Origin of the sequence: Cupriavidus sp. OTU4054, assembly GCF_038440175.1 — a bacterium.
Classification (GTDB): domain Bacteria; phylum Pseudomonadota; class Gammaproteobacteria; order Burkholderiales; family Burkholderiaceae; genus Cupriavidus; species Cupriavidus pauculus_D.
The window spans coordinates 48,790-62,152 of sequence record NZ_JASATF010000012.1 but is presented as its reverse complement, the minus strand read 5'-3'; the positions used below and the strand labels follow the sequence as shown (position 1 = coordinate 62,152).

Here is a 13,363-nt window from a genome sequence, read left to right as displayed (position 1 = left end):
GGGCGTCTTGCATATGGAGTACGAGGTTCACATGTTCAGCACTTTACAGAAATCGCTGTTTCGCGATTATTAGGACAACGATCGCCCCGCATTGCCCTCACGTCTGCAAGGACAACGCAATGTCCGTCCGCGCGCAACGGTCCGCATCTCTGAATCGCCCGCAGTTCCGGATCCCCCGCAGTTTTGATCCCGAAGTTTTGATTCATTACTTCGCCGCCATTCCGGCTCGTTTCCGATGTCGCGACGGCGCGCGCTCCGGTGGTATCAATCCCAGCTCCGTAATGGTGCTGGCCGCAAACTCGATGAAGGCCGATACGGCCCGTGGCAACTGGCGACGGCTGTGATAGACCAGATGGACCCCGATGACGCCGGACGAGAACTCCGGTAGCACCCGGCGCAGGCGCCCGCTCTCGACGAGCGGCACGGTCAGCGCGGCAGGCAGCAGTGCGATTCCCATGCCAGCCATCGCCCCGGCGAGCTGCGCCGACGACGTGTTGGCCTGGAACGGCCCATCGACCTCCACCGAAGCCATGGCCCTGCCCCGCGCACCGAGCCGCCATGTGCTGCGCGGCCCCCCGCGCGAGGGCGACGTAATGCAATCTTGCTTTGCAAGATCGCGAAGCTCGGCCGGACGTCCACGCCGCGCGAGGTAGTCCGGACTTGCCACGAGGATGGCCGAACTCGTTCCGAGCTTGCGCGCGAACAGCGAGGGATCCTGATCGCCCCCGCGTAGCGCAACGTCGATGCCTTCACCGAGCAGGTCCACCCGCGCATCGTTGAGTTCGAACTCGAAGCGCACCCGAGGATTCGCCGCGGCGAATTGCGCAAGCGCATCGGCTGGAAACCACTCGAAGAAGTCCGCTGGTACGGCGACGCGTACCCGCCCCGCGATGTCGTTGGCGTCCTCGGCCACCTGCCCCGCCGCGCGCATCAGCGCATCGATCCGATCCGCGGATTCGGCAAAGAAGTTACGGCCTGCGTCCGTGAGTGCCAGCCGCCGCGTCGTCCGCTGCATCAGCCGCGTGCCCAGCGCCGCTTCCAGCGACTGCACACGCCGGCTTGCGGTACTCGGCGGCATGCCCAGCCGCCGGCCCGCTTCCGCGAAGCTGCCAGCCCTGACGACATGGACGAAGAGCGCGATATCGTTGAGATCCATTGGATTACCCACAAAATTGCACGAGTGCATCTCATTGTGCCGGATTTTTCTATGGCGGGCATTTTCATACATTGGGCTCCAGGCGCACCGCAGCGCCACATGCCAACCAAAGGAGCCCAGCATGACCAACGTATCCGTAATCATCGGCAGCACCCGCGAGCATCGCTTCTCCGACGCACCGGCGCGTTGGATCAAGGCGCATCTGGACCAGCGCGAAGGCGTCTCGGCCCGCATTCTGGACCTCCGCGACTTCTCCCTGCCGTTTTTCGATAGCGCGATGCTCCCCGGCATCCCGGGCCGCCCGCCATACGATCACGAGGCCGTGCGGCGGTGGACCGAGGCCATCGGTACGTCCGACGCCTTTATCGTCGCGACGCCCGAATACAACTTTGCGCCGCCGGCCGTCCTGAAGAATGCACTGGACTGGGTGTATGCCGAGTGGCAACGAAAGCCGATCGGCTTCGTGAGCTGGGGCAGCGTGGGCGGCGCGCGTGCGGTCCAACAGCTGCGCGAGATTTCCATCGAACTGCAGATGGCCCCAATCCGGCATGCGGTTCACCTGCCTGTCGATGCCGTGTTCGCCCACTTCCAGGGCAACACGGAGCAGATTGCCGCCACCCTGAAGGCAAAGGACGAGCACGCCACGGCGATGGTGGACGACCTGCTGTGGTGGAGCACCGCGCTAAAGACCGCGCGCCTCCACGCAGCGTAAGGAGATCGCCATCATGTCACTCACCGCTGACGCGAACCACGTACAACGCCGTGCCATCGCGCATCGCACGCATGGCCGAAAGAATGGACCCGCGGTTCGCCTGATGAGCCCGTCGGACCTGGGGCAGTTCCTGAAGCCTTTCGTGTTTCTGGATTTCTTCGACATGCAGGGGCCGCCATTCGTCGGGCCGCTGCATCCGCATTCGGGTATCGCCACGCTGTCGTTCCTGATCGACGGACGCATGGACCTCATCGATCCCGACGGCAATACGGTGGCATTGCCCAGCGGTGGCATCGAATGGATGCAGGCAGGCAAGGGCATGTGGCACGGTGGCAGCGTGGGCGACTCCGATCACGGCCGCGTGCGCGGATACCAACTCTGGGTGGCGCTGCCGCCGAACCTCGAACTCGGCCCCACGGTTGCAGCGTTTCAGGCGACCGGCGACATCGCCAGCGAGGGACCGGCGCGCGTGTTGCTGGGCAGCTATGGCCATGCGCACAGCGCCATCGCCGCACCATCGCCGATGAACGTGCTTGCCGTGGCGCTGAAGGCCGGAGAGCGGTGGATTTATCAGCCGCCACCCGGACAAACTGTCCTGTGGGTATCGCCGGCCGAAGGACAGTTGCTCGCTAACGGCGAGGCGCTGCATGCGGAAGAACTGATCGCCTTTGAACGGTCGCATCGGAAGGTGGACTTCGAGGCCGTCACCGATACGCAGTTCATTCTCGGCTCCGCCGTGCCGCACGAATTCCCGCTGTCCCTCGGCTATTACTCCGTGCACACCTCGCCATCCGCGCTGCGCATCGGCGAGGATCATATCGACGCCATTGGCCGCCGCCTGCTTCGGGAAGGCCGAATCGGCAAGATGTAAGGAGACCACTCATGTCCGCCCGCCAACCCCTGCCCCCTTCCACCCTTGCACAACTGTTCACGGACGCACGATCCCATCATCACTGGACGGACCGCATGGTGGCCGACGACACATTGCGTCACCTTTACGAGCTGATCAAGTGGGGACCCACAAGCGGTAACCTCCAACCCGCGCGCCTCGTCTTCGTTCGCTCCGAGGCGGGACGCCGGAAGCTCTATCCCGCGCTGGAAGGGATGGGCAGCAACCGCCGCCAGGTCGAGGAGGCGCCGGTGACCGTGATCGTCGCGCAGGACGAACGCTTCTTCGAGGACGCGCCCCGATTGTTCCCTCGCATGGACGTCAAGCCGATGTTCGACGCCGATGCCGCGTTTGCCGAGTCCATCGCGTACCGCAGCAGTTCCCTGACGGGCGCCTATCTCATGCTTGCGGCACGCGGGCTGGGCCTCGATGTCTGTCCCATGTCCGGCTTCCACAACGCCCTGCTAGACGCGGCGTTTTTTGGCGGGACCACGTGGAAGGCGAATTTCATCTGCACGCTCGGGTATGGCGACGATACGAAGCTGCATCCGCGCGACCCGCGGCTGATGTTCGACGAGGCGTGCCAGCTCGCATAGCGGTCAGTTGCCGTGGTCGACCAGCAATCGTCCCGCTTTCTGGTAATGCCTCGGCTGCATCAGGTTGTGCTGTGCCGCCACGTGGATGTCGCGCAGCCGCCGCTGCAGCGGCGAGCGCTCGTACAAGGCCGTGCTTCCGGCCAGCGCAAAGCACTTGTCCACGGCATTGCGACACGTCGCGACGGTCCAGATCGCGGTCTGGCTGCCCTCTACCAGCTTGGCATCCGTTCCCAGCGTGCCATCGATGGCATGTTGCCAGTGGCTTTGCGTCTGCTGCGTCAACACGGCCCTGGCCGCGCGGATATCGGCGTGCACCGCACCGAGATCGCGCTGGAAGGCCTCCGTGTCACGCATCGGTGCCGTGGCGCGCTCCTGCCTGCGGCCGCTGGCAGCGATGGCAAGAAGGTCGTCGAGCGCACCTTCCGCGATCCCGACGGAGATCGAAGCATGCATGAGCGCAATCATCTGCGGCACGCCCGCGTACAACGGCTCGGTGGCCCACCGGACGGGTTGGGAGAGGTCGAACATGTCCGCATGCGGGTCGATGAACGTGTCGAGCGAGATGTCGTCGCTGCCCGTTCCTTTGAGGCCAGACACATGCCACGTGTCGAGGATGGTCCAGCGGTCAGCCGGCAGCAGGACGACGCGGACCTGGGGTCGATCGCCTTCCTGCCAGCCGTCCGGCACGAACCGGCAGAAGCCGAGCATCCACGTGGCATGGCGGCATCCGCTGGCAAACGGCCACTGACCATGCGCGCGCCATCGCCCCTCGTGCCGCGCTATTTTGCCGAGCAACTGGGTCGTGCCCGCGACGAACGCATCGGGATCGCTCCGGTAGATGCGGTCGAACGTTTCCCGCGGCAGCATGGTCGAGAACAGTACGGATCCCGCGCCGATCATCGTGATCCATCCGGCCGATCCATCGCACCGGGCCAGCTCGCGCATGACGTCGATGATGGCCGGGAGGTCGAGTTCCAGACCGCCGTACGCCTTGGGCAGGAACATCCTGAAGATGCCCGCGCTCCGCATCTGCGCGAAGACGTCCCCGGGAATATTGCGCGCCCGCTCGATGTCGTGGGCACGTGCCGCGATCGTCGTCTTCAGATCGGCGAGCGCGGATGCGAAGTGTTCTTGCGAGAGATCGTTCAAACGTTGTCACCTTCGTCGGTGCTTCGGCATCCCCGAAGCGAAGCCCGAGTATAGAAAGTGACTTCGAGCCGTTCTTTCGAAACCGAACGGTAGAGAGCGTTTCACTCTTGTTCGCGGAGAAATTCACCCTTTCGTACCGCTGCCAGGGGTGGCGCTATCCTTCCTGGCGCTATCTTTCCTAGCGTTATACTTCGCGGCGATGCGTGCAGCGCATCCCCACCCCGCACCACGAGAACCCGCAGCATGACTGAAGCCACCGAACTGACCCCCGACGAACTCCACGAGCTTGACGACCTGCTGGACGACCTCCGCCAGCGCGCGGACGAAATCCCCCAATGGGAATTCTGCGACGGCTTTCTCACGGCCCTCGTCTGCACGCGCCGTCGCATCCCCGCTGCCGACTATCTGCCCATGCTGCTGGGCGACGGCGCGGCGCTCGAGGTGGCCGAGGGCAGCCCGCTGCCGTTGCTGCCCGCGTTCCGTGACGCGGCCCAGCAGGCCCGCTTTATGGAGCTGTGGGAGCGCCGATGGAACGAGGTGGAGCACCAGCTCGACCAGCCCGTGGAGACGCTGGAAGACGAACGCACCTTCCATCCCGAGGCCATGGACATGCGCGGCGCCATCTTGAGCCTGCCTCAGGAGGAGCGCGCCGAGATGGACGGGCGGGAAATCCCGTCGTTCGGCCAGGTGTGGGCGCTAGGCTTCATGTTCGTGGTGGAGAACTGGCCCGAGGAGTGGGCCGCCCCGCGCGACAAGGAGGTCGCCCGGTGGTTGGACGAGGCGCTCGAGAGCATCGTCGCCCTCGCCGAGGACGATACCGGCGAGCCCGAGGTCTGCATGTACAGCGAGGACGGCCCGCCCAGCACGAGCATGGCGCGCGTGGAAACCTTCGGAGAGGCGATCTGGGCGATCTACGACCTGCGCCAGATCTGGAAGAGCCTGGGCCCGCGCGTGGAGGCCGTGGTGTCAGGCGACCAGCCCGGCCGCAACGACCCGTGCCCTTGCGGCAGCGGCAAGAAGTTCAAGAAGTGCCACGGCAAGTAAGGGAGAAAGCGCTTCTCCAGGCGGTGACAACGAGCCCCTCACGCAACCGGCTTGACGGCGGTAGGCAACTGCCAATCCTTGCGCACGAAGTGGCAGGTATAGCCATCGGGGATCCGTTCCAGATAATCCTGGTGCTCGGGCTCGGCTTCCCAGAACGGGCCAGCGGGCGCGAGTTCGGTCACCACTTTGCCCGGCCACAGACCTGACGCATCGACGTCCACGATGGTTTGTTCGGCGACCTTCTTCTGCTCGTCGCTCGTATAGAAGATTGCCGATCGGTAGCTCAGGCCGCGATCGTTGCCCTGGCGATTCAGCGTGCTCGGATCGTGGATCTGGAAAAAGAACTCCAGGATCTGACGGAAGCTGATCTTGTCCGGGTCGAACAGAATCTCGATCGCCTCGGCATGCGTGCCGTGATTACGGTAGGTCGCGTTCGGAACATCGCCACCGCTATAGCCCACGCGCGTCGAGATCACGCCCGGGTAACGGCGAATCAAGTCCTGCATGCCCCAAAAGCAGCCGCCTGCGAGGATCGCCCTTTCCTGTCTGGTGGTCATTTCGTGGTCCCTTGGTTGGTGATGAAGACCAGTATCCTCTCACGGTCGAGGAAACCTTGCTCACGGCTTGCTGCTGAGATCGCGTTCGGTTTCCAGTTAGGACCACTGGGCAATGATCATGGTTCGATTGGCACCGATGACTGATTTGCTGGCGTCCTATTCCTATACTTCGCGGCAGTCACAGCTCCGGTATAGACTCGGCCGCTTTCTCTAGTCCATCCAGGAATCCGATGTATCCAGTTTCAGTGAAAGGCGTGATCTCGACCGCTACGGGCGAAGTCGTTCTCTTGATGAACGAACGCGACGAGTGGGAACTGCCTGGCGGACGCATCGAAGTCGGGGAAACTTCAGTGGACTGCCTCGCGCGCGAGATCAGTGAAGAACTGGGTCTGCAGGTAGTCGTTGGCGGCGTTGTCGATACCTATCTCTTCGAGGTGATCCCCGGCAGGCACGTCTTTATCGCGACCTACTCCTGCGTACTCCAGGGGGCTTTTGAACCCGTTCTAAGCAGCGAACACAAGCGCGTCGGCCTGTTTGCGCCGAATGCTTTGCCGGGCAATCTCCCGGAGGGATACCGGCGTTCGATCGCTGCGATGGGTGCTCCGCGTGCTACCTCGAGTTAGCTCGGGATAGCACGAGAGGGCAAGTTCTTCAGCGGAAAACGCTGACGGCTTCCACCAGCCGAGTTGCCTGTTGCCTGAGGCTTTCCGCCGCGGCGGCACTTTCCTCGACCAGCGCCGCGTTCTGCTGCGTGATGTGGTCCAGTTCGCTGACGGCTTGACCGACCTGCGTAATACCGCTGCTTTGTTCGTTGGTAGCCGCGCTGATATCGGCGATCAGATCGGAGACGCGCTTCACTTGAACAACGATATCGTCCATCGTCTTGCCGGCCTCATCCACCAGCTTTGCACCGGAGTCGACCTTTCCGACGCTTTTGCTGATCAGCGCAGCGATCTCCTTCGCCGCCCCGGCGCTACGCTGCGCCAGCGCGCGAACTTCTCCGGCGACCACCGCGAAGCCTCGTCCTTGCTCACCGGCACGCGCTGCCTCCACCGCGGCATTCAGCGCGAGGATGTTCGTCTGGAAGGCGATTTCATCGATGATGGCGACGATGTCGGCAATCTTTTGCGAACTGGCCGTGATCTCGTGCATCGTGGTCACGACCTCGGACATCGCCTGCCCGCCCCTGGCTGCGGCCACGCTCGCCGCCTCCGACAGCTGCGTTGCCTGGATCGCGGTTTCCGCATTGCTCTGAACGGTCGCAGTCATCTCCGTCATGGACGATGCGGTGTCCTGCACGTTCGTCGCCGCCTGCTCGGTGCGCGACCTGAGATCGTTGTTACCCTGTGCGATCTCGTTGCTGCCCGACTGAACGTTGAAGACTTGTCCGCTGACGTCGTCAATCAGCCAGCGGAACATCAGACCCAGCTGACTGATGGTCCGCAGCGTCATGCCAATCTCGTCGACGCGATCGAGGGGATCGACCTGCTGGCTTTCCCCCGATGCGACCCGCAGCGCCTGGTCCCGCATCCGCTCGAGCGGCCGCGAGATTTGCGCTTCGAGCCACATGGAAACGAGTAGCGCAACGAAGGTCACCACAGCGGCCAGGCCTCCGAGGGCGACACCGGCGATGCCAAGTGCCCACGCGCTGATGACGATCGAAGGGACCATGATCATGAGGGCAGAACGGATCCGCCAGCGCACGCTCATCGTCTGGAGTGCGGACATCCATCGCGTGGGGCCGGCCCTGACGATCAGGCCCTTGTGAAAGCGGATGTGGCCCGCGTTGCCTTCGCGAAAGCGGCGATAGAGCGTGTCGGCCTGCTCGATCTCTGCTGCCGTCGCCTTGGTTCGTACGGACATATAACCGACTGGCTGGCCATCGCGAATGACGGGAACGGCGTTGGCGCGCACCCAGTAATAATCACCATTCTTGCGCCGGTTTTTCACGAGCGCGGTCCAGGGTTCCCCGCCCTTGAGGGTGGACCACATGTCGGCGAAAGCTTCTTCGGGCATGTCGGGATGGCGCACGATGTTGTGCGGCTTGCCCTGAAGTTCGTCGGCACCGAAGCCGCTGACCTCGACGAAGGCGCTGTTCGCGTAGGTGATGTGGCTACGCGTGTCCGTCGTCGACATCAGCGTCGCGTTGTCTGGCAGTTCGAATTCGCGTTTGGTGACAGGTTGATTGTTCTGCAACGATGTAAGCCTCTTCAATGGCCCGACTCGGCATGCCGAGTGGCAAAGCCGCCGGATACCCACTATTACGGTGTGGGAATACGGGACCTTTAGGCTTGTTCGGGTTTCTGCGATTGGCGGTGCGCCGCTCTACACTTGCTGACAGCTTTGTAATGAGCCGGTAACCCTTCGGACGTCGCGCGCCTTCGATAGTGGAGGTTATCCAAACATCGGCGCGCCGCAGCACTCATGGAACCGCAACTCAAGATCCTGTCTGGCCTCGTCACCGCGGCTCTCGCGCTGTCTGTGTGCACGACTGCATTTGCCCACGGTGTGTCACCGAAGATCGTGATCAATGGCAAGGTCCAGGACTACGGCCCCCTCACGCCGCTGATTGGCACCTGGAAATCCGTACCCGGAGCGGGGCTGGATGTCGCTCCCGGACAGGCGGGGTCTGCCGTCGGGAAAGGCGGCAAGGCCAGCTCTCCCTTTTACGAGATCATTACGTTCCGGCCCAACATCCCCGACACCAACAATAGTTCGGAGTCCCTTATCTCGCTTTCCTACCACCAGGCGATCTACAGGAAGAGCAACAATCACTGGTTTCACGATCAGATCGGCTATCTCACTTACGACAAGACAAACAACCTTATCTATGACACCTCTTGCATACCAAGGTCCGTGTGCTTTGTGGCGGAAGGACGCCCGGCCTCGCCCCTGGTTTTAACAACACGTAGCCAGGGGATCGCGCAGGCGCAATATATGATCCGAAACGACGCGACCAACTCGGTCAAGGTCACGCTCGACGTCTCGGGTTCCACACTGAAGTACAGATATGAAACGTCGTTGTTCGTGTACGGAAAGCCTTTCGTCCACACTGACAACGACGTCCTGACAAAAGTCGCGCACTGACCCTGCCAGCAACCGCGCTTGCGCTTGTTGTTCTCCTGCTCCAGCTCCTTCGGGTGCTGGGTGTCCCGTAGCAATAGAATCCTGCAAATCCACCTCGCTCATGGACCTACGGCTGGGCACGGAAGATTGCATTGCGTCAGATTGCTGACACAGATGGCGGGGGTCTTCAACGGCTCAGATGGGTCGATTGCTGCCGGTGGGCTAGCGGCGTCGACCCGTGATCATACCCCGCCCGTGGGCGTCTCAGATCAGCCATTTTGAGACAGTCGAAACTTGGCCTTCCGCTAGCCGACACCCATTCGGAGCGGTCGTCGAAATAGAATGCGGTCTTCAATCTATCAAGCCGTAAGCGGTGAACACTAGTGATCTACAGCAAGGAATTCTTCGCATTGCAGATTGATTTTGCACGCACCGTGGCCAAGCTCGCGAGATTGCCGCTCGATCGGGCGCTTCTCGACTATACGAACCTATATATCCGTTTTGGGCTTGGCCGGGACTTTTCACACGCCCATCCCACCTGGCGCCGCTACATCGAAGGACTAGTTCGCGCCGATGACCTCTACGATTGGACCTATCGCTTCTACGTTGCTCAAGGAGAAGACTCACGGCCTGCGGCGGCCTCTGGATGTTTCTCCCATGCAATGCAAAATGCCGAATGCGTACGGATTCACTTTCGAAACGTCAAAGGTTCCGTCGCATCTCCATTAGGTGCCGAGCAGCTACACGCGCGACTCGCCGAGCTCCGGTCAATCTTTGAGCACGTGAAGCGGAACACGCCTGGAGCAACACGAGTGGTCGGGACGTCGTGGCTATACAACTTACCCGCCTATCAGCGATGCTTTCCTGACTCCTACGTCGCAAGCGCCCAACTGACGTCGCCGCGCTTTCGACATGTATCGCTTTGGGGCCAGTTTCTCGATCGCAGTGGCATGCTCCGCCGAAACGGCGTGCATGAATTTGAAAGCGCACTGGCTGGTATTTCGGACACGAGAGACTTGCACCTCGCGTTCCCGTTACAAGCGCTTGCAGTCGAGGCACCCATTTCGGACTTCTATCGCTTCTACGCCATAACGGACGGTTAAAAGTGACCGGCGCCTCCAGCGAGATTTCGGAGATTCACCGAGGACAGTGGGAGTGGCTGCCCAGGATCGTTCCGCGACGGTCGCGACTGCGGGCAACGCCGACGTCCAGGTTTCCCGGCCAGGATCCGGTCGTGGCCAGCTCGCCCTCAAAGCCGGTGCTACGAAGCCAATCGGCGTGCGCCCCCCGCCCTACCCGTGGACTCGGCCGCTGTTGTCCGGCGCCACCGCCCTGCGGCAACGTCCGTGCCAACATTCTGCTGCGGGCTCCGACATCTGAGACCGCCCTAGACACATTTGCGACGGTGGCGCCGATCGAGCTGTGTACCGAGCGCTAGTTGCAGAGTAGGCGCGAGCGTCCGATTCCGTACGGCATGTCGGTTTCCGACGTGCCGCATTACGCCCCACGTTGTGCGCCCGATGATAGGCTGTTGCCATCATGCCCGTCATTGACATCCCCGACAGCGCTCTTGCCAAGGCCGCCAACCAGCTGATCCGCGATACCGAGAGCGAGATGCTGTTTGCTCATTCGGTGCGCGTCTACCTGTGGGGCGCCATGATCGGCTCGCGCCGCGCGTTGAGCTTCGACTCCGAGATGCTCTACATCGCGGCTATGTTCCATGACGTCGGCCTCACCGCCCGTTATCGCGACAGCCAGTTGCGCTTCGAAGTCGATGGTGCTCACGCGGCACGCGATTTCCTGCGTAGCCAGGGCATTCCCGAGGCGGACGTCGAGAGGGTATGGCTGGCCATTGCGTTGCACACCACGCCCGGCATTCCTGAGCATTTGCATCCCGAAATCGCCCTCCTTCAGGCCGGCGCCGGCATGGATGTGGCCGGGCGCGGCTACGACGACTTCACCGAAGCACAGCGCAATGCAGTGGTGTCCGCCTACCCGCGCGGCGAGGGCTTCGGCACGCGCATGATCGATACGTTCTACGCAGGCATGGCGCACCGTCCGGCCAGCACCTTCGGCACGTTCAACGACGACTTCCTGGCGCACAAGGATCCCAGCTTCCAGCGCGTCGATCTCTGCCGGGTCATCCTAAGTTCCCGCTGGGAGATCTGATTCCCCCGGGTTTCTCTGACTGGAGAGCTCCCAGGTGAGAGCCGGATAATCGGCAAAGGTGCGCAGCAGAAAATCCATAACGACGCGTATCTGGGGTGAATGGCGCAGGTCGCGATGCACCGCCATCCAGATGTCCTGAAAGAACGCTTCGCCATTGTGCGAGAGGCGCTGTAGCGTCGCATCGCGCTCCGCCAGGAAGTCAGGCAAACCCGCCACACCAGCGCCTGCTCGCGCTGCTACCAGGTGGTTGTTGATATCGCTGATCTCGCAGGCTATGGGTCTTCCCTCTGCAACCCCCGTCAGCCAAGCGCGTTGCCGCACGCCAGTGAATCCCGCGTCGTAGCCGATGAACTCCCACGCGGATGGGTCGTGCAAATGTGGATAGTCCTTGCTCGCGTACAAGCCAAACGACACGCGCCCCAGCTTTCGCACAACGCTAGCGGGCTCCTCCGGACGCGTCATTCTCAGGACGACATCCGCTTCCCGACGGCTCAGAGACACCTGCCGCGCCTCGCCGCAAATGGATAGCTGAATGCCGGGATTTGAGCGCCGAAAAGCTGCGAGGTGCTTTAACAGGAGACTGGCTATCAGCGCGGGCGGCGCGCTCACCGTTACCTTGCCGCTGGGCGGACTACGGCTGGCATCCAGTAGTCGCTCGATAGCGTAGGCGCCCTCTTCCATCGCCTGCGCGAGTTCGTATATGCGCTGGCCCAGCGGCGTGAGCCTGCACGCCCTGGGCAGCCGTTCGATCAGACGGGCCTGGATCTTCGCCTCCAGCACGCCGAGACGACGGCTGATCGTGGCGTGATCAACCTGGAGGTAGCGTGCCGCACCTGACATCGTTCCCAGGCGAGCGACGGCCAGAAAGTAACGCATGCTTTCCCAATCGATCATCTGTGCATTTTCGCAGGGATGGATTGCGGATCTGGGGAATATCCACGCAGCCCGGAGATCCTTATGCTCACTGCTATTCATCATTCCCGCAAGGAAGTGCCTCATGTCTCGTCTCAATACCACCAAAATGTCCGAATTGAAGCTATCCGCCGCACGGGCACTGCTGCTGCTTGCATTTGGCGCTTCACATGCGTACGCGGGCGCCGCACCGGATGATTACTTCCATACCGGAGCCGGCGCCAGATATCTGCGCCGTGCCGATGAAGACATCGTCGCGAAGCCGCTGCGCGGCGGTGTGACCGTCCTGATGGGTTCCGGCGGCAACATTACCGTCCTGACGGGCAAAGACGGCAAGTTCCTCGTTGACGCTGGCATCAGCAAGAAGCATGAGAAGGTTCGGGCCGCGCTCGATCGGCTAGGAGACGCACCGATCCGTTACGTGGTCAACACGCATTGGCATTGGGACCACACCGACGGCAATGCGTGGATGCATGAAGCCGGGGCCACTATTGTTGCCCAAGAGAATACAGCGCGGCACTTGACCGAGACGACGCATGTGAACGCGTGGAATTGGACCTTCGATCCCGTCCCCGCGGCGGCACGCCCGACCGTATTGATTGACGACAGAAAGGAGTTCGACTTCGCAGGCACCACGATTGATGTCGAGAACTTCGGATACGGCCATACCGACGGCGACTTGTGGGTCTATTTCAAGGATGCCGATGTTCTGGCGCTTGGCGATACCTTCTGGAACGGCTTCTATCCGTACATCGATAACGAGGACGGTGGCAGCATCGACGGCGCCATCAAATGGGCCAGCGAAGCCGTCGCTCGGACGACGGACCACACGATCGTGGTACCCGGTCACGGCGCGGTGGGTACTCGCGCTCAGTTGATCGCATTCCGCGATATGCTCGTCACCGTCCGCGCAAATGTGGCAGCGCTAAAACATCAGGGCAAGAACATCGACGAAATCGTTGCTGCTCGACCGACAGCTGCCTTCGATGACAAATGGGGAAATTTCGTCTTCAACGGCGAGCAGTTTACCCGGATGGTTTTTGCAGGCCTGAATTCTCGCGGGAGCTAACCCTTCGCGGCACTCGCCGCTATCTGGAGATCTCGAGTCGCCGG

14 protein-coding genes are annotated in these 13,363 nt (G+C 62.1%); 9 read left to right on the top strand and 5 right to left on the bottom strand.

Annotated features, from left to right (window positions below):
* Positions 1-205: 205 nt before the first annotated feature.
* Complete coding sequence (locus AAHB16_RS15765; RefSeq protein ID WP_342051413.1) at positions 206-1,279, bottom strand: LysR family transcriptional regulator; 1,074 nt, start codon at positions 1,277-1,279, stop codon at positions 206-208.
* On the opposite strand from AAHB16_RS15765, the gene AAHB16_RS15760 reads away from it, so the two are divergent.
* From AAHB16_RS15760 to AAHB16_RS15750, 3 genes are read left to right on the top strand one after another with little or no spacing between them, the layout of a single operon-like run.
* On the top strand, positions 1,278-1,868 hold the full coding sequence (locus AAHB16_RS15760; protein ID WP_150375546.1) for an NADPH-dependent FMN reductase: 591 nt from the start codon (positions 1,278-1,280) through the stop codon (positions 1,866-1,868). The genes AAHB16_RS15765 and AAHB16_RS15760 overlap by 2 nt on opposite strands.
* 13 nt (positions 1,869-1,881) lie before the next feature.
* Positions 1,882-2,739 carry a pirin family protein gene (locus tag AAHB16_RS15755; protein WP_342051412.1) on the top strand — a complete coding sequence of 286 codons (858 nt, stop codon included), beginning with the start codon at positions 1,882-1,884 and terminating at the stop codon, positions 2,737-2,739.
* A gap of 11 nt (positions 2,740-2,750) precedes the next feature.
* Entirely contained in the window at positions 2,751-3,353 is a 603-nt protein-coding gene (locus AAHB16_RS15750; protein WP_342051411.1) for a malonic semialdehyde reductase, read from the top strand.
* Between the two features lie 3 nt (positions 3,354-3,356).
* Here the strand turns inward: AAHB16_RS15750 and AAHB16_RS15745 are convergent, their stop codons facing one another.
* Entirely contained in the window at positions 3,357-4,502 is a 1,146-nt protein-coding gene (locus AAHB16_RS15745; protein WP_150375552.1) for an acyl-CoA dehydrogenase family protein, read from the bottom strand.
* A gap of 243 nt (positions 4,503-4,745) precedes the next feature.
* Between AAHB16_RS15745 and AAHB16_RS15740 the strand changes: the two genes are divergently transcribed.
* Positions 4,746-5,546: a YecA/YgfB family protein gene (locus AAHB16_RS15740; protein ID WP_342051410.1), complete on the top strand. Its 801-nt coding sequence runs from the start codon at positions 4,746-4,748 to the stop codon at positions 5,544-5,546.
* A 38-nt stretch (positions 5,547-5,584) separates the two neighbouring features.
* On the opposite strand, the gene msrA is transcribed toward AAHB16_RS15740, so the two are convergent.
* Positions 5,585-6,103, bottom strand: a complete 519-nt coding sequence (gene msrA, locus AAHB16_RS15735; RefSeq protein WP_150375556.1) for a peptide-methionine (S)-S-oxide reductase MsrA — start codon at positions 6,101-6,103, stop codon at positions 5,585-5,587.
* A 230-nt stretch (positions 6,104-6,333) separates the two neighbouring features.
* Between msrA and AAHB16_RS15730 the strand changes: the two genes are divergently transcribed.
* Positions 6,334-6,726, top strand: a complete 393-nt coding sequence (locus tag AAHB16_RS15730; RefSeq protein WP_342051409.1) for an NUDIX hydrolase — start codon at positions 6,334-6,336, stop codon at positions 6,724-6,726.
* Between the two features lie 28 nt (positions 6,727-6,754).
* Here AAHB16_RS15730 and AAHB16_RS15725 read toward each other — a convergent pair whose 3' ends face one another.
* Positions 6,755-8,299, bottom strand: coding sequence for a methyl-accepting chemotaxis protein (locus AAHB16_RS15725; RefSeq protein WP_342051408.1), 1,545 nt, complete (start codon positions 8,297-8,299; stop codon positions 6,755-6,757).
* Positions 8,300-8,527: 228 nt separating this feature from the next.
* Between AAHB16_RS15725 and AAHB16_RS15720 the strand changes: the two genes are divergently transcribed.
* From AAHB16_RS15720 to AAHB16_RS15710, 3 genes are all read left to right on the top strand, one after another.
* Positions 8,528-9,190: a heme-binding beta-barrel domain-containing protein gene (locus AAHB16_RS15720; RefSeq protein ID WP_342051407.1), complete on the top strand. Its 663-nt coding sequence runs from the start codon at positions 8,528-8,530 to the stop codon at positions 9,188-9,190.
* Between the two features lie 362 nt (positions 9,191-9,552).
* Positions 9,553-10,272: a hypothetical protein gene (locus AAHB16_RS15715; RefSeq protein WP_150375560.1), complete on the top strand. Its 720-nt coding sequence runs from the start codon at positions 9,553-9,555 to the stop codon at positions 10,270-10,272.
* Positions 10,273-10,708: 436 nt separating this feature from the next.
* The gene (locus AAHB16_RS15710) at positions 10,709-11,338 is read left to right on the top strand and encodes an HD domain-containing protein (RefSeq protein WP_342051406.1); all 630 of its coding nucleotides are present in this window, start codon (positions 10,709-10,711) and stop codon (positions 11,336-11,338) included.
* Here AAHB16_RS15710 and AAHB16_RS15705 read toward each other — a convergent pair.
* Complete coding sequence (locus AAHB16_RS15705) at positions 11,315-12,337, bottom strand: LysR family transcriptional regulator (RefSeq protein ID WP_342051405.1); 1,023 nt, start codon at positions 12,335-12,337, stop codon at positions 11,315-11,317. The genes AAHB16_RS15710 and AAHB16_RS15705 overlap by 24 nt on opposite strands.
* On the opposite strand from AAHB16_RS15705, the gene AAHB16_RS15700 reads away from it, so the two are divergent.
* A complete protein-coding gene (locus AAHB16_RS15700) occupies positions 12,336-13,319 on the top strand; it encodes an MBL fold metallo-hydrolase (protein WP_342051404.1) in 984 nt (327 codons plus the stop codon). The genes AAHB16_RS15705 and AAHB16_RS15700 overlap by 2 nt on opposite strands.
* Positions 13,320-13,363: the final 44 nt, after the last annotated feature.